The sequence below is a fragment of the Kitasatospora sp. NPDC059088 genome (assembly GCF_042738155.1).
GTDB lineage: Bacteria > Actinomycetota > Actinomycetes > Streptomycetales > Streptomycetaceae > Kitasatospora.
The window spans coordinates 1-26,716 of sequence record NZ_JBHYGR010000059.1; the positions used below are offsets into that span (position 1 = coordinate 1).

Genomic DNA, 26,716 nt, shown 5'->3' on the forward strand with positions numbered 1-26,716 from the left:
GCCCCGCGGGGGGGGGGGGCGCCGGCGCGGGGGGGGGGGGCCGCCGCCCGGCCGCCACCTCGGGGCCCGCGCCCCCCCCCTCGCCGGTGTCCAGCACGGCCGCCCAGGCCCGCGCCACCAGCTGCTCGGCCGGGGTGCGCGGTGCGGTGCGGTCCCGGCCGGCCGTGCCCGGGTAGCCGTCCGGGCCGGGGGCGGGCAGCGCGCGCCGGTCGAGCTTGCCGTTGGGGGTGAGCGGCAGCGCCGCCATCGGGACGTAGCCGGCGGGCACCAGGTAGGCGGGCAGCAGCCGCAACAGGTGGGCGCGCAGGTCGGCGGCGGACGGCGGCTCGGTCGCGCCCTCCCCGGCGACGACGTGGGCGACCAGCCGGCGGGTGCCGGCGGCGTCCTGGTGCACGCCCACGGCGGCCTGGCCGACGCCGGGGTGGGTGAGCAGGGCGGCCTCGACCTCGCCGGGCTCGATCCGGAAGCCGCGGATCTTGACCTGCTGGTCGGACCGGCCCAGGTAGTGCAGGGTGCTGCCGTCGGCCGAGCGGCGGGCCCGGTCGCCGGTGCGGTACATCCGGGTGCCGGGGGCGCCGAAGGGGTCGGCGAGGAAGCGGGTGGCGGTCAGCCCGGGCCGGTCGAGGTAGCCCCGGGCCAGCCCCTCCCCCGCCACGTACAGCTCGCCGACCGCGCCCGGGGGGACGGCTGCGAGGTCGGCGTCCAGCAGGTACAGCCGCAGGTCGGCCAAGCCGTCGCCGAGCGGGGCCGGGCCGCCCGCGGCGGCGGTGGCGGCGTCCAGCGGGGCGTGGGTGACGTGCACGGTGGTCTCGGTGATGCCGTACATGTTGACCAGGCGCGGGGCGTCCTGGGGGTGGCGGGCGTACCAGTCGGCGAGCCGGGTGACGTCCAGTGCCTCGCCGCCGAAGACGACCGTGCGCAGCGCCGACCGCCGGGAGAGTTCGGGGTGTTCGGCGTCGGCGCGGACCAGCGGCAGGAACGCGGACGGGGTCTGGTTGAGCACGGTGACGCCCTCGTCGGCGAGCAGCCGCAGGAACGCCTCCGGGTCGCGGGCGGTGTCCGCGGGCACCACGACCAGTCGGCCGCCGTGCAGCAGCGGGCCCCAGAGCTCCCAGACCGAGAAGTCGAAGGTGTAGGAGTGGAACAGCGTCCAGACGTCCTGCGGGCCGAAGCCGAGGAGTTCCCGGGTGTGGTCGAACAGCCGGACCACGTTGGCGTGCGGCACCACGACGCCCTTGGGGCGGCCGGTGGAGCCGGAGGTGTAGATGGCGTAGGCGGGGTTGTCGGACAGCGGGCGGTGGCGGGGGCCGAGCGGGGCGGCCGGACGGCGCTCCAGGTCGGCGCGCACGGCCGGGTCGGCCAGTGCCAGGACGGGGACGTCCGCGTCGGTGCGGTCGAGCGTCACCAGGGCCACCGGGGCGGCGTCGCCGAGCAGTTCGGCCCGGCGTTCGGCGGGCAGGTCCGGGTCGAGCGGCAGGTAGGCCGCGCCGGCCTTGAGCACGGCGAGCACGGCCACCACCAGGTCGGCCGTCCGGGGCAGCGCGAGGGCGACGAACCGCTCGGGCCCGGCGCCGAGTTCGGCCAGCCGGTGGGCCAACCGGGAGGCCCGGGCGTCCAGTTCGGCGTAGTCGAGGTGCTCGGCGCCGTGGCTGACGGCCCGGGCGTGCGGGGTGCGGGCGGCCTGGGCCTCGAAGAGGTCCACCAGGGTGTTCCGGGGCCGGGCCGGGAGGGTGACCGGCCCGGTCGCCCGGCGGCGCTCCTCGGGCGTGGTCCAGGCGAGTTCGCGCAGCGGCCGGTCCAGGCCGTCGGCCAGCCCGGCGAGCAGCAGGCAGAGCCGCCCGGCGAGCGCGCGGACGGTGTCGGCGTCGAACAGCTCCGGGTCGTACCCGAGGTCGAGGCCGAGCCGCTCCCCCTGGTGGGCGCGCAGCACCAGCGGGAAGTTGGTGGCGTCCCGGGAGGAGACCTCGGCCAGCCGCACCCCGGCGCCGGCCGCGCGGGCGTCGTCGAAGGGGTAGTTCTCGAAGGCGACGATGCTGTCGAACAGCGCGCCGCCGGGGGGCAGGTCGCTGTACCCGGTGAGTTCGGCGAGCGAGACGGCGGCGTGCCGCCGGGCCTCGGCCTGGGCCTCCTGGAGGGCGCGCAGCCAGTCGGCGGCGGTGCGCCCGCTCTCCACCCGGACCCGGGTGGGCAGGGTGTTGATGAACAGGCCGATCATCGACTCCACGCCGGGCAGGTCCTCGGGGCGGCCGGAGACCGTGGTGCCGAACAGCACCTCCGGCTCACCGGCGTACCGGGCCAGCAGCAGCGCCCAGGCGCCCTGCACCACGGTGCCGAGGGTGAGCCCGGCCCGGCGGGCCGTGTCGGCGAGCCGTCCGGAGACCTCCTCGGACAGGCCCGCGCGGTGGCTCTGCGCCGAGCGGGCCCGGTGGGCCTCGCGCCGGGCCCGGTCGACGGGCAGCGGGGTGGCACCGGCGAAGCCCGCCAGCACGCCGCGCCAGTGGGCCCGGGCGGCGGCGGCGTCCTGGGCGGCCAGCCAGCGGACGTAGTCGCCGAAGGGGCGGCGCACCGCGGGGGCGGGGGCGGTGCCGGTGGTGACGGCGGCGTACTCCTCGAACACCTCGGTGAGCACCTGGGCGAGGCTCCAGCCGTCCAGGATCAGGTGGTGGGAGGTCCAGAGCAGGTGCAGCCGGGCCTCCGGCAGCCGGACCAGGGTGAGCCTGGTCAGCGGGGCGGTGGCGATGTCCAGGCCCCGGGCGAGGTCATCGGCGCGCAGCCGCTCCAGGCGTTCGGCGCGCCGCGCCGGGTCCAGGGCCCGCAGGTCGTGCACCGTGACGGGCAGCCGGACGCCGCGGCGCACCAGCTGGAGCGGGGCGGGGACGCCCTCCCAGACCACCGAGGTGCGCAGGGCGGGCGTGCGGTCGGTGACCCGCTGCCAGGCCAGGGCGAAGGCCTGCGGGTCGGTGACGCCGTCCAGCAGCAGGGCGGCCTGGTCGAGGTAGACGTCGTCGGGGCCGCCGACCAGGCGGTGGAAGAGCATGCCCTCCTGGAGCGGGGTGAGCGGCAGCAGGTCCTCGACGTCCCGGCCGTCGCCGACGGTCCGGTCCAGGGCGGCCTGGTCCAGCCCGGCGAGCGGGAAGTCGGAGGGGGTGCGGCCGCCCGCGCCGGGGCGGGCGCAGTGCTCGACGACGGCGGTCAGCGCGGCGGCGGTGGCGTCGGCGAGGGCGCGGACGGTGGCGCTCGCGTGCACCTGGTCGCTGTAGTGCCAGGTGAGTTCCAGCTCGCCGTCGGCGACCACGGCGGAGACGTCCAGCAGGTGGTCCAGCGGCTCGCCGGGGGCGAGCTCCCGGCCGGGCGCCGGGCCGGCCGGGGCGAAGTCGCCGCCGGCGGGCGCGGTCCACTGGCCGTGGTAGTTGAAGCAGACCTGCGGCAGCGGGACGTCCCGCAGGGCGCGGGCCGCCGGGTCGTCCCGGCGCAGCCTGGCCAGTGCCTCGAAGCTCAGGCCCCGGTGCGGGAGGGAGCGCAGCCGCTCCTTGACCCGCTTGAGGGTGGCGCCCCAGTCGGGGGCGTCGGCCGTCCCGGCGGGGGCGAGGGTGACGGGATACCGGGTGGTGAACCAGCCGACCGTACGGCTGAGGTCGAGGCCGTCGAAGAGGTCCTCGCGGCCGTGGCCCTCCAGGGCGACGGTGACCTCCGCCCGGCCGGTCCAGTCGGCGAGGGCCCGGCCGAGGGCGCTCAGCAGCACGTCGTTGACCTGGGTGCGGTAGACCTCGGGGACGCTGCGCAGCAGGGCCGCGGTGGTGGCGGCGTCCAGCCGGGTGCGCAGGGTGCGGACGGAGCCGGCGGTCGGGGTGCCGGGGTGGTCGACGGGCAGCGGGTGGGCCGGCTGCCCGGCCTGGTCCGTCCAGTACGGGAGGGCCGGGTCGAGGGCGCCCGCGCGGACGTGTCCGGCGAGCCGGTGGGCCCAGTCGGTGAACGGGACCGGCTCGGGCTCCAGCTCGGGCGTGGCGCCGGACTCGGCCTGCCGGTAGGCCCGTTCGAGGTCGGCGAGCAGCACCCGCCAGGAGACGCTGTCCACGGCCAGGTGGTGGGCGGTCAGCAGGAGTTGGGGGCGGGCGCCGTCGTCGGCCGGAGGGAACAGCACGGCGCCCAGCAGGGCGCCGGTGGCCGGGTCGAGGCGGGCGCGGGCGGCGTCGGCGGCCTCGGCCCGGTCGCCAGCCGGGTCGGCCGTGCTCAGCAGGGCGGCGTCCGGCGGGGTGTCCACGGGCTGTTGCCGTCGGCCGCCGGGGCCGTCGGTGAAGCGGGTGCGCAGCGCCGGGTGGGCGGTGACCAGGGCCCGCAGGGCGGCCTCCAGGGCGGGGCGGTCGAGCCGGTGCGGCAGGTCGAGCAGCAGCGACATGGTGAAGTGCCGCAGCGGGCCGTGGTCGGCGAGGAACCAGTCCTGCACCGGGGTGAGCGGGGCGGGTCCGTCCGGACGGCGCGGCGCCGGTGCGGTGGCGGCGGCCGGGCGGGCGGCGGCGGCCAGGCAGGCGGCGGCCAGGTCGGCGACGCTCTGGTGGCGGAAGACGTCCTGGGAGCCGATCAGCAGCCCGGCCGCGCGGGCCCGGGAGACGGCCTGGATGCTCAGGATGGAGTCGCCGCCGAGTTCGAAGAAGTTGTCGGTGGCGCCGACCCGGGGCAGGCCGAGCACCTCGGCCCAGATCGCCGCCAGGGTCTGCTCCTCGGGGGTCCGCGGGGCGACGAACTCCCTTTCCGTCACGTGGACTTCGGGGGCGGGCAGGGCCCGGCGGTCCAGCTTGCCGCTGGTGCTGAGCGGCAGCGCCTCCAGGGCGGTGTACGAGGAGGGCACCAGGTGGTCGGGCAGGGTGCGGCGCAGCGCCGCCCGCAGGTCGGCGGCGGTCCGGGCGGCGCCGTCGGCGAACACCAGGTAGGCGGCCAGCCGGGCGTGGCCGTGCCGGTCGGGCACGGCGGCGACGGCGGCCGCGGCGACCCCGGGCAGGTCCAGCAGGGCCGCCTCGACCTCGCCGGGCTCGATCCGGTGGCCGCGCACCTTGACCTGGTCGTCGGCGCGCCCCAGGTACTCCAGCCGTCCGTCGGCCGTCCAGCGGGCCAGGTCGCCGGTGCGGTACATCCGAGCGCCGGGCGGCCCGTACGGGTCGGCGGTGAACCGGGCGGCGGTCAGCCCGGGGCGGCCGGCGTAGCCGCGGGCGAGCTGCTCGCCGGCCAGGTGGAGCTGGCCGCCGACCCCGGGCGGCACCGGCCGGAGCCGGTCGTCCAGGACGTACGCCCGCAGGTTGGGCAGCGGACGCCCGATCAGCGGGCGGTCCTCGGCGGCGATCCGGCAGGCCAGCGCGTCGACGGTGCACTCGGTGGGGCCGTAGTAGTTGTACGCGGCGACGTCCGGGTGGGCGGCGAGTTCGCGCCAGAGCCGGGGCCCGACCGCCTCGCCGCCGAGCATCAGCACCCGGGGGCGGTGCCGGGGGTCGTCGAGCAGCCCGGCGGGCAGCAGTTGGCGCAGGTAGGAGGGGGTGAGGTCGAGGAAGTCGATGCGGTGGCGGACCACGTACTCGACCAGCGCGGCCGGGTCGGTCCGGGTGGTCTCGTCGACCAGGTGCAGCGGGTGGCCGTCGGCCAGCAGCAGCACGCCCTCCAGGGAGGTGTCGAAGGAGAACGAGGCGGTCAGCGCGACCCGCAGCGGGCCGCCGCCGGCCTCGGCGACGAACCCGGCCCGGTGGGCGGCGAGCAGGTTGGCCAGCGCGCGGTGCGGCACGGCGACGCCCTTGGGGCGGCCGGTGGAGCCGGAGGTGTACAGCACGTAGGCGGTGTTGGCGGGGTCGAGCGGGGCGGTGCGGTCGGCGTCGCCGGGGTCGGTGGCGGGGCCGTCGGCGGGCAGCGCGCGCAGCGCCGCCTCGTCCAGGACGAGCGCCGGGCGGGCGTCCGCGAGCAGGAACGCGACGCGTTCGGCGGGCAGCGCGCGGTCCAGCGGCAGGTAGCCGGCGCCGGTCTTCCAGACGGCCAGGATCGCGGTGATCATGTCGGCGGTGCGCGGCAGGTGCAGCGCGACCAGCTGTTCGGGGCCGATGCCGCGGGCGATCAGCTGGTGGGCGAGCCGGTTGGCGCGGGTGTTGAGCTCCGCGTAGCCGAGCGCCTCGCCCCCGGCGACCAGGGCCGGGGCGTCGGGCGTCAGGGCCGCCCGGCGCGCCAGCAGGTCGGGGTGGGTGGCGGGTTCGACGGGCAGCCCGGTGCCGCTCCAGTCGTGGAGGAGCTGCCGGGTCTGCGCCGGGGAGAGCAGCGGCAGGGTGCCGAGCGGGCGGTCCGGTTCGGCGGCGGCGCCGGCCAGCAGGCGCAGCAGCTGGTCGGCGGTGCGGCGGGCGGTGGCCGGGTCGATGAGGTCGGCGCGGTACTCCAGCAGGCCGGTGAGCGCCTCGCCGTCGGGAACGAACTCCACGCTGAGGTCGAAGGTGGCGGCCTGCCGGGGCACGTCCACCGGGGTGATCGCGGTACCGGCCGGGGCGGTGGCCGCGGGCGGTGCGGGGTGCAGCAGCACCAGGACGTCGAACAGCGGGTTGCGGCCGGCCTCGCGGGGCGCGGCCACCGCCTCGACCACCCGCTCGAAGGGCGTGTCGCCGTGCGCGAGGGCGTCGTTGCCGGTCCCGGTGGCGGCCGTCAGCAGGTCGCGGAAGGAGCCGGCCGGGTCGACCCGGGTGCGCAGCACGACCGTGTTGACGAAGCAGCCGACGGCCCGCTCCAGTTCGGTGCGGACGCGCCCGGGCGTCAGCGAGCCGACGGTGACGTCCGCCTGCCCGGACCAGCGGGCCAGCAGCGCCTGGACGCCGGCCGTCAGGGCGGTGTTCAGGGTGCCCTGCCGCTCGGCGGCGAGCGCGCGCAGCCGGGCGGTGAGCGCGGCGGGGACGGTGAAGGGGTGGACGGCGCCGGGGCCGGCCTCCTCGCCGCGCCGGGGGTGGTCCAGCGGCAGTTCGGGGGGCACCGCTCCGGTCAGGCGTTCTTTCCAGTGGGCCAGCTGTCTGTCCGCCCGGGCCCCGGTCTGCTGCTCGCGCTGCCAGGCCGCGTAGTCCGGGTACTGGACGGCGACGGGCGGCAGCTGCGGGGCCTCGTCGCGGGCCAGCGCCGCGTAGCCGGTGCACAGTTCGTCCAGGACCACGCCCATCGACCAGCCGTCGGTGACGATGTGGTGGGCGGTCAGCTGGAGCACGTGGGAGTGCGCGGACTCGCGCAGCAGCAGGGCGCGCAGCAGCGGGCCGTGCCGCAGGTCGAACGGGCGGGAGTACTCGGCGAGGAGCAGGGCGTCGAGGTCGGAGCCGTCGACCTCGTGGACCGGCAGCGGCACCGGCCCGGCCGGCCGTACGGTCGGCACCGGGCGGCCGTCGGCCTCCTCGAAGACGGTCCGCAGCGCCTCGTGCCGGGCGACCACGGCGGCCAGCGCCCCGCGGAGCGCCGTGGCGTCCAGCGGCCCGGTGAACCGGACGGCGAGCGCGCTGTTGTAGCGCGGGTCGCCGGGCCGCAGCCGGTCCAGGAACCAGAGCCGCTGCTGGACGGAGGACGGCGGCAGCGGCCGGTCGCGGTCGGCGCGCGGGATGCCCGCCGGGGCGGCGGCGGACTTCCCGGCCAGCCGGAGCCGGAGCGCTTCCCGCAGGTCGGCGGGGAGGGCGGCCGCGCGGTCCCGCCGGGCGGGCCCCGGGGGTGTCGAAGGCGTCGAAGGCGTCATGGTCGTCGGATCCTCACCGTTCGTCATCGTCGGGGCCGCCGGACGCGGCGGCTTCGAGTTCGCTCAGCACCTGGTCCTCCACCAGGTCGGCCAGGTCGGCCACGGTGCGGGAGACCAGCACGTCGCGGGGGGTGAGCGTGACGCCGAAGGCATCGTTGGCGCGGGAGGCGATCAGCAGGGCCCGCACGGAGTCGCCGCCCAGCAGGAAGAAGTCGTCGGTGACGCCGACGGCGGTGCCCAGGGTGTCGGCCCAGATCGCGGCGAGCGCCTCCTCGGTGGGCGTGCGGGGTGCCACCCGCTCGGCGGGGCCCGGTTCGACCGGCCGGGGTGCGGGCAGCGCGGCGCGGTCGGTCTTGCCGCCGGGGGTGAGCGGGAAGCGGTCGAGGACGGCGAAGGCGGTGGGGACCATGTGGCCGGGCAGTGAGCGGGCGGCCAGCGCCCGCAGTTCCGCACCGGTCGGTGGCTCGCCGGGCGAGGCGAGCACGTGGGCGACCAGCCGGGGCAGTCCGGGCTCGTCCTCGCGGATGCTCACCACCGCGTCCAGCACCGCGGGGTGGCGCACCAGGACGGCCTCGACCTCGCCCGCCTCGATCCGGTGGCCGCGCAGCTTGAGCTGGTGGTCGGTGCGGCCCAGGAAGTGCAGTTCGCCCCGGTGGTCGCGGCGCACCAGGTCGCCGGTGCGGTACATCCGGCTGCCGGGCGGTCCGTACGGGTCGGCGGTGAACCGGGCGGCGGTCAGTCCGGGCCGGCCGAGGTAGCCGCGGGCCAACCCGGGCCCGCTCAGCCACAGTTCGCCCGGCGTGCCGTCGGGCACCGGCCGCAGCCGGGCGTCCAGGACGCGGGCTCCGGTGCCGGGCAGCGGGCGGCCGATCGGCGGTGCGGCGCCGTCCGCCGTCAGCGGCGCGGACCAGGTGGCGACCACGGTGGCCTCGGTCGGGCCGTAGGAGTTGACCATGCGGTGGTGCGGGGCCCAGCGGGCGACCAGCTCGGGGCCGCAGGCCTCGGCGCCGACGATCAGGGTCCTGAGGTCCGGCAGGGTACCGGGGGTGTCGGCGGGCAGGGTGGCCAGGGCGGCGGGCGGCAGCAGGGTGTGGGTGATCCGCTCGGCGCGCAGCAGGCCGGCGAGCCGGTCGCCGAGCAGCGGCCCGGGGGCGGGCACCACCAGGCGGGCGCCGTGCGGCAGGGCCAGGCAGAGTTCCAGCACGGAGGCGTCGAAGCTGGGGGTGGCGAAGGCCAGCACCCGGTCGCCGGGGGCGATCCGGTAGTGGGCGGCCTCGGCGGCGGCGAAGGCGGCCAGGCCGCGGTGGGTGAGCACGACGCCCTTGGGGGTGCCGGTGGAGCCGGAGGTGTAGATGACGTAGGCGGGGTCGTCGAGGTCGAGCGGGCGGGTCCGGTCGGTGTCGGTGGGGCGGTGCTCGGGGCCGCCGTCCGGTCCGGCGGCGAGCAGGGCGGCGGTCTCCTTGGCGTCCAGGGTGAGCGCGGGGGCCGCGTCGCGCAGCATCGCCTCCACCCGCTCGTCCGGGTAGGCGGGGTCGACGGGGAGGAAGGCGGCACCGGTCTTGGCCACGGCGAGTTCGGCGAGCAGCATGTCCGCCGAGCGCGGCAGCAGCAGGGCGACCAGGGTGCCGGGTCCGGCGCCGCGGGCGATCAGCCGGTGCGCCAACCGGTTGGCGTGGGCCTCCAGTTGGGCGTAGGTCAGCTCCGAGCCGTCGGCGCTCAGGGCCACCGCGTCCGGCCTGCGGTCGACGGCGGCCTCGACCAGGGCGGGCAGGGTGGCCGGGGTGACCGGGTCGAGGGCCGGGCGGGCCGGCCCGTGCAGCAGCCTCCGCCGTTCCCGGGGCGGCAGCAGGTCGAGGTCGTCCAGCCTGGCGGCGCCGTCGCTGCCGGCCAGCGCGGTGAGGATGTGCAGCAGTTGGTCGGCCAGGCTCTCGGCGGTCGCGCGGTCGAGGTGGCGGGGGTCGTGGCCGAGCTCCACGGCGAGCCGCTCGCCCGGCGAGACGACCACGGTGAGCGGGTAGTTGGTGGCCTCCCGGGCGTCCAGGTCGCGGATCCGCAGCCCGTGGGCGCCGGCCGAGGCCGCGCTGACGGGGTAGTTCTCCAGCACCACCAGGCTGTCGAACAGCGGTGTGCCGGGCGGGAGTTCGCTCAGCGCCCGGATCGCGGCGAGCGGCAGGTGCTCGAACCGGCGGTCCTCGGCCCGCTCCTCCTGGAGGCCGCGCAGCCAGTCGGCGCAGGGCCGGGTGCCGTCCACGGTGACCAGGGCGGGCAGGGTGGTGATGAACAGGCCGACGATGTCGTCCGCGCCGGCCAGGTCGGCGGGGCGCCCGGAGACGGTGGTGCCGAAGCACACCCGGGCGTCGCCGCTGCGGTGGGCGAGCAGCAGTGCCCAGGCGCCCTGCACCAGGGTGTTGAGGGTGAGCCGGTGGCGGCGGGCGAAGGCCTGGAGCAGCGCCGTGTCGGCCGCGGTCAGCCGGTGCGAGAGCCACTGCCCGGAGCGGGCGGTGTCGCCGGGGGCGGGCCTGCGGTGGTAGGGCAGGGCGGTGGGCGCGGTGAGGCCCGCCAGGGCGGTGCGCCAGTGCTCGGCGGCGGCGCCGGTGTCGCGGGCCGCGAGCCAGCTCACGTAGTCCGCGAAGGGGCGGCGTTCGGGCAGCTCCGGCGCCCGCCCGGCGAGGAGTGCGGCGTGCGCGGCCAGCACGTCGGCGAGCACGTGGAAGACGCTCCAGCCGTCCAGCAGCACGTGGTGGAAGGTCCACACCACCCGGATGCTGTCCGGCCCGAGCCGGACCAGGTCGAGCCGGAGCAGCGGGGCGCGGTCCAGCGCCATCGGGCGGGAGCGCCGGTCGGCGAGCAGCGCCTCCAGCCGCCGGGTGCGCTCGCGCTCGGTGTGCCCGCTCCAGTCGTGCCGGGTGACCGGCAGGGTGGCGTGCCGGTGCACCAGTTGCAGCGGGACGGGCACGTCGTGGAGGGCGACGGCGGTGCGCAGCACGGGCGTGCGGTCGACGACCAGCTGCCAGGCGGCGGCCAGCGGCTCCGGGTCGCGGGCGCCGTCCAGCACGAAGGTGAGCTGCTCGACGTACAGGCCGTGTTCGGCCTCGTCCAGGCCGTGCAGCACCATGCCGGTCTGGGTGGGGGTGAGCGGCTGGATCCCGGTCACCTCCCGTCCGGTGCCGACCAGCCGGTCGACGGCGGCCTGGTCCAGCGGGGCGAGCGGGAAGTCGGACGGGGTGCGGCCGCCGGCGCCGGGTTCGGCGCAGTGGCGGACGATCTCCCGCAGTTCGTCGAGGAGTTCGGCGGCGAGCCGGTCGACGGTGGCCCGGCGGTGCCGTTCACGGGAGTAGGACCAGGTGAACTCCAGCCGCCCGTCCGCCACCCGGCCGAGCACGTCGAGCAGGTGGGGGCGCCGGGCGGTGCGGTCGAGCCCGCCGGTGAGCGCGCCGTACGGGGTGTGCAGCAGGCCGCCGGGGGCGGGCGTCCAGTCCTGCCGGCCCAGGTAGTTGAAGCCGAGCTGCGGGGTTCCGGCGAGGCCGGGGGCCTTGCGCAGGTGGCGCAGGGCGCCGTGGCCGACGCCGCCGTGCGGGACGGCGCGCAGGTTCTCCTTGACGGCCTTGAGCACGGTGCCGGTGTCGGCGGCCCGGGGGACGTCCAGGGTGACGGGGTACATCGTGGTGAACCAGCCGACGGTGCGGGAGAGGTCGACGCCGTCGAGGAGGTCCGCCCGGCCGTGGCCCTCCAGGGCGACGCTCACCCGGTCGCGTCCGGTCCAGCGGGCCAGCACCCGGCCGAGGGCGCAGAGCAGTACGTCGTCGATCCGGGTGCGGTAGGCCGCGGGGACGTCCTGGAGCAGTCGGGCGGTCCGCTCGGCGTCCAGGGCGACGGTCAGCGACTCCTCGACGGCGGCGGTGTCGGCGCCGTCCAAGTCGGTCGGCAGGACGGCGTCGGCCTCGCCCTCCGGGCTTTGCCAGTGGGCGAGTTCGCCGTCGAAGCCGCCGGCGGCGGTGTGTGCGGCGAGCCGTTCGGCCCAGGCGCGGAAGGAGGTGGTCTTGGGGCCGAGGTCGGGCCGCTGCCCCGCGCGCAGGGCGCGGTGGGCGGTGTCCAGGTCCTCCAGGATCAGCCGCCAGGACACCGCGTCCACCACCAGGTGGTGCGCGGCCAGCAGCAGGACGGGGTGGGGTTCGTCGGCGAGGTGGCAGAGGGCGGCGCGCAGCAGCGGTCCGGCGGCCAGGTCGAAGCCCTCGGTCAGCTCCCGGCGCAGCGCCTCGAACTCCGCCGCGCCCGGCAGGTGGTGGGTGCGCAGCTCCGGGTCCGGCCCGGGCGCGCTGCCGTACTGCCGCCACCCGCCGTCCGGCCGGCGCCGGTAGCGCAGCCGGAGCGCGTCGTGCTGTGCCAGGACGGCGGCCAGCGCCGCCCAGAGCAGGTGTTCGTCGGTGTCGGGGGCGAGCCGGAAGGCGAGCGACTGGGTGAGCCGGACCGGGTCCCCGTCGAGGGTGTCGAACAGCCAGTGCTGGACGGGGGTGAGCGGGGCGTCGCCGGTCACCGGGCCCTGTTCGGCGGTGCCGCCCGGGTTCGGCGACTCCTCGGCGGCGCGGGCGAGTTCGGCCAGGGTCTGGTGGGCGAACAGGTGGCGGGGGGTCAGGGCGAGGCCGGCCCGGCGGGCGGCGGAGACGATCCGGATGCCCAGGATGGAGTCGCCGCCGAGGGCGAAGTAGTTGTCGTCGGCGCCGACTTCGGGCACGCCGAGGACCTCGGACCAGATCGCGGCGAGGGTGCGTTCGGCGGCGGTGCGGGGCGGCCGCGCGGCGGCGTCGGCCGGGGTGTGCCACTGCGGTACGGGCAGGGCGCGCCGGTCCAGTTTGCCGGTGGCGCCGAGCGGCAGCCGCTCCAGCGGCACCACGAGGGCGGGCACCAGGTGGTCGGGCAGGCTCCGGCCGAGGAAGTCCCGCCACTCGACGGGGTCGGGCAGCCGGCCGTCGCGGGGGACGGCGTAGCCGACCAGCCGCTTGTGGCCGTCCTGTTCGACCACCCGGGCGGCGGCCGCCGCCACCTCCGGGTGGCGGGCCAACGCGGCTTCCAGCTCGCCGAGTTCGATCCGGAAGCCGCGCACCTTGACCTGGTCGTCGGCGCGGCCGAGGTAGCGCAGTCGGCCGTCGGCGCCCCAGCGCACCAGGTCGCCGGTGCGGTACATCCGGGCGCCGGCCGGGCCGAAGGGGTCGGGCAGGAAGCGGGCGGCGGTGAGGCCGGGGCGGCGCAGGTAGCCGCGGGCCACGCCGGTGCCGGCCAGGTACAGCTCCCCGGGGGCGCCGACCGGCACCGGGCGCAGCCGCCCGTCCAGCACGTAGGCCCGGGCGCCGCCGGCCGGGCGGCCGATCGGCGGGTCGCGGTCGGGGTCGGCAGGGCCAGCGGGATCGGCGGGACGAGCGGGGTCGGCCGGGTCGGCGGGTTCGCAGACGGCGGCGGTGGCGTAGACGGTGGCCTCGGTGGGGCCGTAGACGTTGAGGACCCGGCAGCCGGGGACGGCCTCCCGGACCAGACGTACGGTGCGGGCGGGCAGCGCCTCGCCGGCCAGCACCACGGTGTCGGCGGTGAGGCGGACGGCGTTCCCGGCCAGCAGTCCGCCGAGGGCGGAGGGCACCGCGCTGACCAGCCCGGCCCGCCGGGGCCCGGAGCCCTCGGTGAGGGCGAGGAGGTCCCGGACGAGCTCCACGCAGCCGCCGGCGAGCAGCGGCGAGAAGATCTCGAACACCGAGACGTCGAAGTTGAGCGAGGTGGCGGCCAGCACGTGGTCCAGGCCGCGGCCGGTGAACTCCCTTGCCGCCCAGTCGGTCAGGGCCAGCACGGAGGCCTGGGCGACCACCACGCCCTTGGGGCGGCCGGTGGAGCCGGAGGTGTGGATGACGTAGGCCGGGTGCCCGGGCAGCAGCGGGGCGGATCGTTCCTGCACGTCCAGCGCCTCCGCGGGCGCGGCGGCGAGCCGGGCGGCGCAGTCCGGGTCGTCGAGCAGGATCCGGGTGAACCCGCCCGCGGGGAGGCGCCGCCCGGCGCCGGAGTCGGTGATCACGGCCTCGGGCCGGACGTCCTCGAACAGGTACGCGATCCGCTCGGCCGGGTACCCGGGGTCGACCGGGAGGTAGCCGGCGCCGCTCTTGAGCACCGCCAGCAGGGCCACCACCAGCTCCGCGGTGCGGGGCAGCGCGAGCGCGACGAAGCGCTCGGGGCCGGCCCCGGCCGCGATCAGCAGCCGGGCCAGCCGGTTGGAGCGCTCGTCCAGCTCCCGGTAGCTCAGCACGGTGCCGCCGGAGCGGACGGCCGGGGCGTCGGGGGTGCGGGCGGCCTGCCGGGCGAAGGCCTCGGGCAGGGTGCGCTCCGGTGGCTCGACCACCGCGCCGCCGAGGCGTCGGACCAGCTCGCGGCCCGACTCCGGTGCCAGCAGCGGCAGTTCGGCGGCGGTCCGGTCGAGGCCCGCCGCCAACCCGGCCAGCAGCGTGCGCAGGCTCGCCCCGAGGCCCTCGACGGTCGCGGTGTCGAAGGCGGCCGGGTCGTGGTCGAGGTCGATCACGACCGAATCGCCGGGGGCGACCACCACGCTGAGCGGGTAGCTGGTCGGCTCCTGGACGCTCTCGGTCTCCACCGCCAGCCCGTGCCGGCTCAGCGCACCGGCGTCGAAGGGGTAGTTCTCGAAGACCACGATGCTCTCGAACAGGGCCGTCCCGCCGGGCAGTTCGCTCCAGTTCTGGAGCTGGGCCAGCGAGACGGAGTCGTACCGGCGGGCCTCCGACTGGGCGCCCTGCAGCGCGTGCAGCCACTCCCGCAGCGGGCGGCGCTCGTCGATCCGCGCCCGGGTCGGCAGCGCGTTGATGAACAGCCCCACCATCGAGGTGACGCCGGGGAGTTCGGCGGGCCGCCCGGAGACGACGGTGCCGAACACCACGTCGTCCCCGCCGCCGTAGCGGGAGAGCAGCAGCGCCCAGGCGCCCTGGAGGACGGTGTTGACGGTCAGCCCGGCCTGCCGGGCGGTGTCGCGCAGCCGCTCGGAGAGTTCGGCGCCGAGGCCGATCCGCACCTTGGCACCGGAGCTCGCCCGGTGGGCCCCGGCGGGGCGCCGGTCCCGGGGCAGTTCGGTGGGCGCGGGGAAGCCGGCCAGGGTGTCGCGCCAGTACCGTTCGGCCCGCGCCCCGTCCTGGGCGGCGAGCCAGCGCAGGTGGTCGGCGAAGGGGGCGCGTTCGACGAGCTGCGGCGGCCGGCCCTCGGTCAGCGCGGCGTAGCGCTCGCAGACCTCGTCGAAGACCTGGGCCGCGCTCCAGCCGTCGAGCAGCACGTGGTGGAAGGTCCACACCACCCGCACCCGGTCGGCGCCCAGCCGGACCAGGGAGAGCCGCAGCAGCGGCCCGGTGGCCAGGTCGATCCCGGCCTCCCGGTCGGCGGCGAGCAGCCGGGCGGTGTCCCGGGCGACCCGCTCGGCGGGCCGGTCCGACCAGTCGTGGTGGGCGATCGGCAGGGCCGCCCGGCGCCGCACGACCTGGACCGGCTCGGCGGTGTCCTGCCAGCTGAGCCGGGTGCGCAGCACCGGGTTGGCGTCCGCGGTCCGCTGCCAGGCCTCGGCGAGCGCCCCCGGGTCGGTGACCCCGGTGAGCACCAGCTGCACCTGGTTGACGTAGGTGCGCCCGGCCGGCTCCAGCAGGCTGTGGAACAGCATGCCCGCCTGCATCGGCGTCAGCGGGAGGACGTCGGCGACCTCGCGCCCGTCCCCGACGATCCGGTCCACCGCCGCCTGGTCCAGCCGGGCCAGCGGGAAGTCGGCGGGGGTGCGCCCGCCGGCGCCCGGTTCGGCGCAGTGCGCGAGGATCCCCTCCAGCGCGCGCAGCATCGCCTCGGCCAGGGCGGTGACGGTGTCCGCGCGGTGCCGGCCGGCGCCGTAGTACCAGGCGATCTCCAGCTCCTCGCCCTCGACCCGGGCGACCACGTCCAGCAGGTGGGGCCGCTCCGTGCCGGGCGCCTCCGAACCGCCCAGGCCGCCGGGGACGGCGCGCACCAGGGCGGCGCCCTCGGCGGACCAGTCGAAGCGGCCGAGGTAGTTGAAGCTGATGCCGGGCGCGGGGGCGTCGGCGAGTCCGCCGTCGGGCGCCAGGTGGCGCAGCGCGCCGTAGCCGAGGCCGTGGTCCGGCACCGCGCGCAGCTGCTCCTTGACGGACTTGAGCGCGGCGCCCCAGTCCCCGCCGGGGGCGTCGGGGACGTCCAGGGCGACGGGGTACAGCGAGGTGAACCAGCCGACCGTACGGGACAGGTCGACGCCCTCGAACAGGCCGTCCTCCCGGCCGTGGCCCTCCAGGCCGATCGCCACCGTGCGCCGCCCGGTCCAGTCCGCCAGCACCCGGCCGAGCGCGGTGAGCAGCACGTCGTCGATCCGGGTGCGGTAGACGGCGGGCACCTGGCGCAGCAGCCGGTCGGTGCGTTCGCGGTCCAACCGGACGGTCACCGAGCGCAGTTCGGCGGCGGTGTCGGCGCCCTCGCCGTCCACCGGCAGCGGGGCGGCGCACGCCCGGGCGGCCTCGGCCCAGTGGGCGCGCTGCCCGGCGAAGCCGCCGGACTCGGCACGGACGCGCAGCAGGCGGGCCCACTCCCGGACGGAGGTGGTGCGGGCGGGCAGCCGCAGCGGGCGGCCCTCGACGGCCTGCCGGTAGGCGGTCTCCAGGTCCTCCAGCAGCACCCGCCAGGAGACGCCGTCGACCACCAGGTGGTGGACGACGAGCAGCAGCCGGGCCGGGCCGGCGGTGCCGGGCCGGAACAGCCGGGCGGTGAGCAGCGGGCCGGTGTCCAGCCGGAAGCCGGCCTGGGCGGCCGCGGTCACGGCCGCCTCCTCGTCCCGGTGGTGGACCGTCAGCAGCTCGGGGGCGGTGGTGTCGGCGGGTTCGCAGTGCTGCTGCCAGGTGCCGTCCGGGCCGGGGGTGAAGCGGCAACGCAGGGCGTCGTGGTGCGCCCGGAGGGCGGCCAGGGCACGGCGCAGGGCGTCCTGGTCGACCGTGCCGGGCGTCTCCACCACCACGGACTGGTTGAAGTGGTGGGCCTCGGCCGGGGCGGCGTCGAGGAACCAGTGCTGGATGGGGGTCAGGCCGACCTCGCCGCCGACCGGTTCGGTGCCGACCACGGTCACGGCGGTGCCGGCGGCCGCGGCCAGCGCGGCGACAGTGGGGTGCCGGAAGAGGTCGCGCGGGGAGAGCGCGAGGCCGGCGGCGCGGGCGCGGGAGACCACCTGGATGCTGAGGATGGAGTCGCCGCCGAGCAGGAAGAAGTCGTCGTCGAGGCCGACCCGCTCGACCCCGAGCAGCTCCGCCCAGATCCCGGCCAGGGCGCGTTCGGCGTCGGTGCGCGGGGCGCGGTGGGCGGCGCCGCCGGCCGGGGCGCGGTCGGGGGCGGGCAGCCGGCGGCGGTCGACCTTGCCGTTGGCGGTCAGCGGGAGTGCGGGGACCGTGACGAAGGCGGTGGGCAGCATGTAGTCGGGCAGCTCGGCGGCCAGGTGGGCGCGCAGGGCGGCGGCGCTGGGGGGTTCGGCGTTCGCGGCGGTATCGGGGGTATCGGCATGGTCGGCGCTCTCGGCGCTCTCGGTGAGCACCAGGTGGGCGACCAGCCGCTTGCGCCCGCTGCCGTCCTGGTGCAGGCCGACCACGGCCTCGGCGACGGCCGGGTGGGCGGTCAGCCGGGCCTCGATCTCGGCGGGTTCGATCCGGAACCCGCGGATCTTGATCTGGTCGTCCGCGCGGCCGACGAACTCCAGGTCGCCGTCCTCGCTCCAGCGCACGGTGTCCCCGGTGCGGTACATCCGGCCGCCGGGCGGGCCGTACGGGTCGGCGAGGTAGCGGGCGGCGGTCTCCCCCGGCCGCCCGGTGTAGCCCCGGGCGAGGCCGGCCCCGGCCAGGTACAACTCGCCGGTGGTGCCCGGGGGTTGTGGCTGGAGCGCGCCGTCCAGGACGTACGCCCGGGTGTTGTCCAGCGGGCGGCCGATCGGCAGCACGGCGGGCAGCGGGTCGCCGGTGCGGAAGGCCCGGCGGGTGGCGAAGGTGGTGGTCTCGGTCGGGCCGTAGACGTCGACCACGGTGAGTCCGGGGCAGGCCTCCAGCACCCGGCGCACCACGGCGCCCGGCACCGCCTCGCCGCCGGTCCACACCTCGCGGGCGCCGCGCAGGCAGCCCGGGTCCTCCTGGGCGAGCACCCGGAACAGGCCGATGGTCAGGAACAGGCAGCGCACGCCCTGTTCGGTGACGGCGCGGCGGACCACGGCGGCGTCCACGTCCCCGGGCGGGGCCAGGACGGCGGTGCCGCCGCGCAGCAGCGGCACCCACAGCTCGTAGGTGGAGGCGTCGAAGGCGTGCGGGGAGTGCACCAGCACCCGGTCGTGCCCGGCGAAGGCGCCGTCCAGGGCGAGCGCGGCGACGTCCCGGCGGCGCACGGCGACGCCCTTGGGGGTGCCGGTGGAGCCGGAGGTGAACATCAGGTACTGGAGGTGGTCGGGGTGGACGGGCGCCGGCTCGAAGCGCTCCGGCTCCGGGCCGGCGGGGCCGCCGTCGACCAGCAGCACCCGCTCGTCCGGGCGCAGTCCGGCCGCGGTGCCGGCCCGGTCGGCGTCGGTGAGCAGCAGGTCGGCACCGGCGGCGGTGAGCATCCCGTGCAGCCGCTCGCGCGGGGCCCGGCCGTCCAGCGGGACGTACACCCCGCCGGTGCGGACCAGCGCCAGCTGGGCGACGACCAGGGCGACGGAACGATCCATCAGGACCCCGACCGGGCGCTCCGGGCCGACCCCGAGCGCCGCCAGCCGGGCGGCCAGGGCGGCCGCGCGGGCGTCGAGTTCGCGGTAGCTCAGGCGCTCCTCGCCCGCTTCCAGGGCGACCGCCCCGGGCGACCGCCGCACCTGCTCGGCGAACAGCTCTGCGACGTCCCGCTCCGGCCGCTCGACCGCGGTGGCGTTCCAGTCGACCAGGACCTTCCGGCGCTCCCCCGCGGACAGCAGCGGGATCCGCGCGGGCGGGCGGTCGGCGCCCTCGGGCAGCGCGGTCAGCAGGGCGGTGAGCTGCCGGGCGGTGCGCCGGATCGTGCCGGGGTCGAACAGCCGCGGGTCGTAGCACAGCCGCAGGGACAGCTCCGGCCCCGGGTGGGCCAGCAGGGCGAGCGGGTAGTTGGTGGTCTCGATCCCGTCCAGCTCGCGCAGCCGCAGGCCGTGGGCGGCCGCCGCACCGTCGTCGACCGGGTAGTTCTCGAAGACCACGATGCTGTCGAACAGGGCGGCCTGCTCGGGGAGTCCGGTGGCCTCCCGGAGCCGGGTGAGCGGCAGGAAGCCGTGCCGGCGGTCCTCGCTCTGCTCCCGTTGGAGCCCGCGCAGCCAGTCCAGCAGGGTGCCGTCGGCGGGCACCGCGGTCCGGGTGGGCAGGGTGGTGATGAACAGCCCGGTCATCGACTCCACCCCGGGCAGCTCGGGCGGGCGGCCCGAGGAGGTGGTGCCGAACAGCACGTCGCCGCGGTGCGCGCCGCGGCCGAGCAGGATCGCCCAGGCGCCCTGGACCAGGGTGTTCAGGGTCAGGCCGGCGCCGCGGGCCAGCTCCTCCAGGGCCCGGGTCGCGGCGGCGGGCAGGGTGAACGGCAGGGCCCGGCTGGACTCCGCGCGGTGGCTGCCGCGCGGCTCGCGGTCGTAGGGCAGCGGGGTCGGCTCGGTGACCCCGGCCAGCCGGGTGCGCCAGTGCCGCTCCGCCTCGGCGGTGTCGCGCCCGGCCAGCCAGGCGAGGTAGTCACGGTAGGGGCGGCGGTCGGGGACGGTGCCGGACGGGACGGTGCCGGGCGGGACGGTGCCGGACGGTGCGCCTCCCTCCGGGCCGGACCGGGCCAGGGCGGCGTGGGCCGCGAAGACGTCCGTGAGCACCTGGAACAGGCTCCAGCCGTCCAGCACCAGGTGGTGGAAGGACCACAGCACCCGCACCCGGTCCTCACCGAGCCGGATCAGCGCCAGCCGCTGGAGCGGGGCCCGGTCGAGGTCGAGGCCGCGGGCCCGGTCGCGGTCCAGCAGGTCGGCCAGCCGCGTGGCGCGCTCGGGCTCGGGGACCTCGCGCCAGTCCAGTTCGGTGACCGGCAGCTCCGCCCGGCGGTGCACCACCAGCAGCGGCTCGGGGACGTCCTGCCAGCGGACCCGGGAGCGCAGCACCTCGGTCCGGTCGGAGACCCACTGCCAGGCCGCGGCCAGCCGGCCGGGGTCGGGCACGCCGTCCAGGACGAAGTCCAGCTGCTGGAAGTAGGCGCCGCCGCCGTCGTCCGCGAGGTCGTGGAAGAGCATGCCGGCCTGGGTGGGCGTCAGCGGGAGGACGTCCGCGACCGCGCCCGGGTCCTCGCCGGTGATCCGGTCCACGGCCGCCTGGTCGAGCCGGGCCAGCGGGAAGTCGGACGGGGTCCGCCCGGCGGCGCCGGGGCTGACCGCGAAGCGGGCGAGGTCGGCGAGCTCCTCGGCGTAGCGCCGGGCGAGCGCCTCGACGGTGGCCCGCCGGTGCCGGGGTTCGGCGTAGTGGAAGGTGAACTCCAGCGCCTCGTCGACGAGTCGGCCGACGATCTCCAGGGGGTGCGGGCGCTCGACCCCCGGGTCGGCGTCCAGCTCCAGCGGGCGGAAGGTGCCGCGCAGCAGCCCGGCCCCGTCGTCCGCACGGTCGTCACCGCTGCCACCTCCGCCCGAAACGTCCATCCGGCCCAGGTAGTTGAAGCTGATCCGGGCGGTGGGCGCGGCCGGTGCCGTGCCGGGGCGGCCCAGGTGGCGCAGGGCGTCGAAGCCGAGCCCGCGCCGGGGGACGGCCCGCAGCTGCTCCTTGACCTGCTTGAGCACGGCGTCCCAGCCGGCCTCGGGCGGCACGGCCAGCGCGACCGGGTGCCGGGTGGTGAACCAGCCGACGGTGCGGCCGAGTTCGAGCTCGGCGAAGAGCTCCTCGCGCCCGTGCCCCTCCACGTCCACCAGCACCTGCGCCGGCCCGCCCGCCCCGCGCAGCGCCCGCCCGAGGGCGGACAGCAGCACGTCGTTGGCCCGGGTGCGGTAGGTCTCGGGCAGGGTGCGCAGCAGGGCGGCGGTGGCGGCGGGGTCGAGCCGTACGGTCACCGAGCGGGCCGAGGCGTAGTCGTCGGGGGCCGTCCGGTCCTCGGCCGGGAAGGGCTCGGGGTCCTGGCCGTGCGCGGACGGCGAGGGGAGGGCGTGCGCCCAGTACTCCGTCTCGTCCTCGAAGCCTCCTGCGGCCGCGAACCCGGCCAGCCGCTCGGCCCACTGCCGCAGCGGGGTGGACTTCGGCGGCAGGGCGGCCGCGCCGTCCCGGCCCGCGCGGCGGGCCCGGTAGGCGGTGTCGAGGTCCTCCAGCAGCACCCGCCAGGACACCCCGTCGACCACCAGGTGGTGGACGGCGAGGTGCAGCACGGGCGGCCGCCCGGCGCCCCGGTCGTGCAGTACGGCGCGCAGCAGCGGGCGGTGCCCGGCGCCGTGCAGCGCGAACGGACCGAAGTGGGGGGTGTCACCGTCCGGCCCGGTGTGCCGGCCCAGCCGCAGCCGGGGCGTGCGCTCCTCGACCCGCCAGTGCGCGGCCTCCGCCCCACCGGCCGTCACGAACGAGGACCGCAGGGCGTCGTGGTGCGCGACCAGGTCGTTCAGCGCCTCCTCCAGCGCCGCCGGATCCACCTCCGCGGGCAGCAGCAGTGACAGCGCCTGGTTGAAGTGCCCGGCCCGTCCGGCGGAACGTTCCAGCCACCAGCGCTGGATCGGGGTCGGCACCGCCGTCCCGGTGGCGGCCACCGGGGCGACGGCGGCGGGCCGTTCGGCCGCGTCCGCGCAGCGGGCCAGCGCGGCGACGGTCTGGTGCCGGTAGAGGTCCCGGGAGGTCAGCGGCAGGCCCTCCTGCCGGGCCCGGGCGACCACCTGGATGCCGAGGATGGAGTCGCCGCCGAGGTCGAAGAAGTTGTCGTCCGCGCCGACCCGCTCCAGCCGCAGCACGTCCGTCCAGATGGCGGCGAGCGCCTGCTCGGCGGGGGTGCGGGGGGCGACGTGGCGGACGGTCCGGGCGAGCGGTCCCGGGTCGGGCAGCCGGCCGCGGTCGAGCTTCCCGTTGGGGTTGAGCGGCAGGGCGGGCAGCAGGACGACGACCGCGGGCACCAGGTGGTCCGGCAGGGTCAGCGCGAGCGCGCGCCGCACCGCCTCGGGCTCCACCCCGCCCGCCGGGCCCGGCACCACGTAGCCGACCAGGCGCCGGTGGCCGCCGCTCTCCGCGACGGCGGCGGCCGCCTCGACCACGCCGGGGCAGCGCCGCAGCGCCTCCTCCACCTCGCCCAGTTCGATCCGGAAGCCGCGGACCTTGACCTGCTGGTCGATCCGGCCGAGGTACTCCAGGTCCCCGTCGGCGTTCCACCGCACCAGGTCCCCGGTGCGGTACATCCGCGTCCCTGGCCCGCCGTACGGGTCGGCCACGAAGCGGGCCGCGGTCAGCCCGCCGCGCCCCAGGTAGCCGCGGGCCAGGCCGCCCCCGCCGAGGTACAACTCGCCGACCACTCCCGGGGGTTGCGGGCGCAGCCCGGCGTCCAGGACGTACGCCCTGGTCAGTCCCAGCGGGCGGCCGATCGGCGGCGCCCGGTCCGGCAGCCGGTCACCGGCGAACCAGGCGGTGGCGTAGACGGTGGCCTCGGTGGGGCCGTAGAGGTTGGCGACGGCGCTGCCGGGCAGGGCCCGCCGCAGGTCGCGCACCGCGCGGGCGGAGAGCGCCTCGCCGGCCAGCACCACGGTGTCCGGGGCGACCGGGGCGGTGCCCCCGGCGATCAGCCGGGAGAGCGCCGAGGGCACCCCGCTGAGCAGGCCGACCGGGCGCGGGCCCCCGGCGTCGGCCTCGGCCTCGGCTCCGGCCTCGGCTGCGGCCTCGGCGAGGACGGTGAGGTCCGCGACCACCTCGACGGATCCGCCCACCAGCAGCGGGCAGAGCAGCTCGAAGACCGAGACGTCGAAGTTGAGCGAGGTCGCGGCGACCACGCGCGTCAGCCCGTCGGCCCCGAACCGCTCCGCCGCCCAGTCCGCGAGCGCGGCGACGCTGCGGTGGGTGACCACGACGCCCTTGGGGCGGCCGGTCGAGCCGGAGGTGTGGATGACGTACGCGGGGTGGTCCGGCAGCAGCGGGCCGAGCCGGTCGGCGTCGGTCAGGTCGGCGTCAACCCCTGAGGTGTCGGCCCCTGAGGCGTCGGCCCCGGGAGCGGCGGCGCAGTCCTCCAGCAGCAGCACCGGGCACCCCGCCGGCAGCGCGGCCGCCGTCTCCCGGGTGGCGAGGACCAGCGCGGGCCGGGCGTCCGCCAGCAGCAGCCGGATCCGCTCGGCCGGGTACGCCGGGTCCACCGGCAGGTACGCCGCACCGGATTTCAGCACCGCCCACACCGCCGCCGGAAGTTCCGCCGAGCGCGGCAGGCAGAGCGCGACCAGCCGCTCCGGGCCCGCGCCCCGGGAGACCAGCAGCCGGGCGAGCCGGTTGGCGCGCCGGTTCACCTCCGCGTAGTCCAGCCGCACCGGTCCGTGCACCACGGCGGTCCGCCCGGGGGCCTCGGCGGCCCTCGCCTCGAACAGGGCGGGCAGGACGGCGCCCGGCGCCCCGGCCCGGCCGGTGGCCGGCGGGTTCCAGGAGTCGAGCAGGGTGCGCTGCTCCTCCTCGGAGAGCATCGGCAGTTCGTCGAGGACGCGCTGCGGACCGTCCGCCATGCCGGCCAGCAGGCGGTGCAGGTGCCGGCTCATCCGGGCCACCGTGCGCCCGTCGTACAGGTCGGTGCTGTACTCGACGGTCAGCGTGCAGCCGCCGGCCCCGTCGGGGGTGAACTCCAGCACCAGGTCGAACCGGGCGGCCGGGCGGGGCAGCGGGTGGTCGGCGAAGTGCAGGCCGCCGGCGGTGGCCGGGGCGGTGGGGCTCTGCTGGACGACCAGCACCTGCACCAGCGGGGTCCGGCTCGGGTCCCGGGGCGGGGCGAGTTCCTCGACCACCCGGTCGAACGGCGCGGCGGCGTGCGCGAAGGCGTCCAGCAGCACGGCGCGCAGGTCCCCCACGTACCGGTCGACGGTGGCCTTGCCGTCCACGTCGGCGCGCAGCACCACGGTGTTGACGAAGAAGCCGGTGACGTCCTCCAGCTCCCGCCGGTCGCGCCCGGTGGTGACGGTGCCGAAGGCGACGTCCCGTTGGCCGGAGTAGCGCGAGAACAGCAGCGCGGACGCCCCGGCGAACAGGGTGAACAGGGTGGTGCCGCGGCCCGTCGCGAGGTTCCGCAGCCGGGCCACCAGTTCGGCCGGGAGATGGTGGCGGTGCGCCGCCCCGGCGGTGCCGCGCAGCGCGGGCCGGGGCCGGTCGGTGGGCAGTTGGAGCGGCTGGAGGTCCGCCAGGCAGCGCTTCCAGTGGGCGAGGTCGGCGGTTGGGTCCGTGCCCCGGCGGTGCTGCTCCCAGTGCGCGAAGTCGGGGTACTGGAGGGCGGGTTCGGGCAGCCCGTCCGGTGCGCCGGTGGCCTCGGCCCGGTAGAGCGCGGCGAGGTCGCGGGTGAGCACGGCGACCGAGCGGCCGTCGGTGACGATGTGGTGCTGGCCGAGCAGCAGCAGGTGGTCCTCGGCGGCGAGCCGGACCAGCAGCGCCCGGGTGAGCGGTCCCTGCGCCAGGTCGTACGGGCGGCCGAGCTCCTCGGTCAGCAGCCGTTCGGCGGCCGCCGCGCGCTCCTCGGCGGGCAGCGCGGCCAGGTCGGCGGTGCGCAGCGGCAGTTCGGCCGTCCCGGCGACGTGCTGGAGGAGCCGGCCGTCGAGGGTGGCGAAGGTGGTGCGCAGCGCGTCGTGGCGGCCGGCCAGCCGGTGCAGGGCGCGGCGCAGCGCCTCGACGTCGGGCGCCCCGCGCAGCCGCAGCGCCGCGCCGGTGTTGTACTCGGTGCCGCCGGCGTCGAGGTCGTCGAGGAACCAGAGCCGGCGCTGGGCGCTGGAGGCGGGCAGCGGACCGCCGCGCGGGGCGGGCGGGATCGGCTCCGGCGCCGCGTCCGCCGGCCGGTCGTCCAGCAGCGGGGCCAGGGCGGCGACGGTGCGGGCGGTGAAGACGTCCCGGAGGGTGAGCCGGGCGCCGAGCCGCTCGGCGATCCGGGCCAGGGTGCGGGCGGCGAGGATCGAGTCGCCGCCCAGCTCGAAGAAGTCCTCGCCGACGCCGACCGCGTCGAGGCCGAGGGCCTCCGCCCAGATGGCGGCGAGGGCGCGTTCCCGGCCGGTGCGCGGGGCGAGCGGTTCGGCGGTGTCGGGGCGGGCGGGGGCGGGCAGGGCGCGCTGGTCGACCTTGAGCTGCGGGGTGAGCGGCAGGGCGGGCAGGACGACCACGGCGGAGGGCACCAGGTGGGCCGGCAGGGCCGCGGCCAGGGCGGACCGCAGGCCGGCCGGGTCGGGGGCGTGCTGCGGGTCGGCGGGGGTAGCGTAGCCGACCAGCCGGGTCCGGCCCGGCTCGTCCTCCCGGACCACCACGACGGCCTGGTCGACGGCCGGGTGGGCGCGCAGCGCGGCCTCGATCTCGCCCGGTTCGATCCGGACGCCGCGGACCTTCACCTGCCGGTCGAGCCGGCCGAGGAACTCCAGCTGTCCGTCGGCGGTCCACCGGGCGCGGTCGCCGGTGCGGTAGAGCCGGGCGCCGGGCGGCCCGAAGGGGTCGGGCAGGAAACGCGCGGCGGTCAGGCCGGGGCGGCCCAGGTAGCCGCGGGCCACGCCCTCGCCGCCGAGGTACAGCTCGCCGTCGGTGCCGGCCGGCCGGGGGCGCATCCGTTCGTCGAGCACGTACGCCCGGGCGTGCGGCAGCGCCGCGCCGATGCTCGGGGTGCCGCTGCCGGCGGCGAGCGGTCCGGTCCAGGTGGCGACGATGGTGGCCTCGGTCGGGCCGTAGGAGTTGATCATGCGGCGGCCGGGTGCCCAGCGGTCGACCAGCTCGGCGGGGCAGGCCTCGGCGCCGACGATCAGGGTGCGCAGGTGGCGCCCGGCCCCGGCGGGCACGGTGGCCAGCGCGGCGGGCGGGACGAGCGCGTGGGTGATCCGGTGCTCGTCCAGCACGGCGGCGAGCTCCGCGCCCAGCCAGGGGCCGTCCGGCGGGACGACCAGGGTGGCACCGGCCAGGACGGAGATGAACAGTTCCAGCACGGAGGCGTCGAAGCTGGGCGAGGAGAACTGCAGCACCCGGTCGCCGGGGCGCACCGCGTAGCGCTCGACGGCCGCGGCGGTGAACCCGGCGATGCCCCGGTGGGTGACCACCACGCCCTTGGGGGTCCCGGTGGAGCCCGAGGTGTAGATGACGTACGCCGCGTGGTCGGTGCCGGGCCCGGCGGCTCCGGCTCCGGCTTCGGCTTCCACGGCTCCTTCTGCTTCCGCCTCCAGCGCCGCGGCGACCCGGTCCGGGTCGTCCAGCACCACGGCGGGCGCGGCGTCGGCGAGCATCAGCGCCCGCCGCTCGGCCGGGTAGTCCGGGTCCACCGGCAGGAAGGCGGCGCCGGAGCGGGCGACGGCCAGCTCGGCGGCGACCAGTTCCATCGAGCGCGGCAGGACCAGCGCCACCGTGCGGTCCGTGCCCGCGCCGCGCCGTCTCAGCGCGCGGGCCAGCCGGTCGACCCGGTCGGACAGCTCCCGGTAGCTCCAGGTGCGCGAGCCGTCGGTCAGCGCCGGGGCGTGCGGCGCCTCGGCCACCCGGGCGGCGAACAGACCGTCGAGGGTACGGCCCGCCGGGCGCGGGTCGGTGACGCCGTCCGGCGCCCCGGCGGTGTCGCGGGCCGACAGCGGAGCGGACGGACGCACGGGCTGGGCGGGCCACTCGGCCATGGCGGGAGGTCCTTCCGGACGGGGAGGAGGCTGCGCGGGCACCCGGGCGGAGGCCGGCCCTCGGTGCTGCGGGAACGGTGTGGCGGCAGTGCACGAGCGTGGGGGTGCACGGCGGTACGACGGTGGTACGGCGGCGGTGCGACGGCAGGCGCCGCCTGCGG

At 77.7% G+C, this 26,716-nt stretch carries 2 protein-coding genes; both read right to left on the reverse strand.

What is annotated here, in order from left to right:
• The coding region (locus ACFWXO_RS24985) for an amino acid adenylation domain-containing protein (RefSeq protein ID WP_380526080.1) at window positions 1-7,723 on the reverse strand (7,723 nt) is incomplete at its 3' end.
• Window positions 7,724-7,736: 13 nt separating this feature from the next.
• Window positions 7,737-26,555: a non-ribosomal peptide synthase/polyketide synthase gene (locus tag ACFWXO_RS24990; RefSeq protein ID WP_380526082.1), complete on the reverse strand. Its 18,819-nt coding sequence runs from the start codon at window positions 26,553-26,555 to the stop codon at window positions 7,737-7,739.
• Window positions 26,556-26,716: the final 161 nt, after the last annotated feature.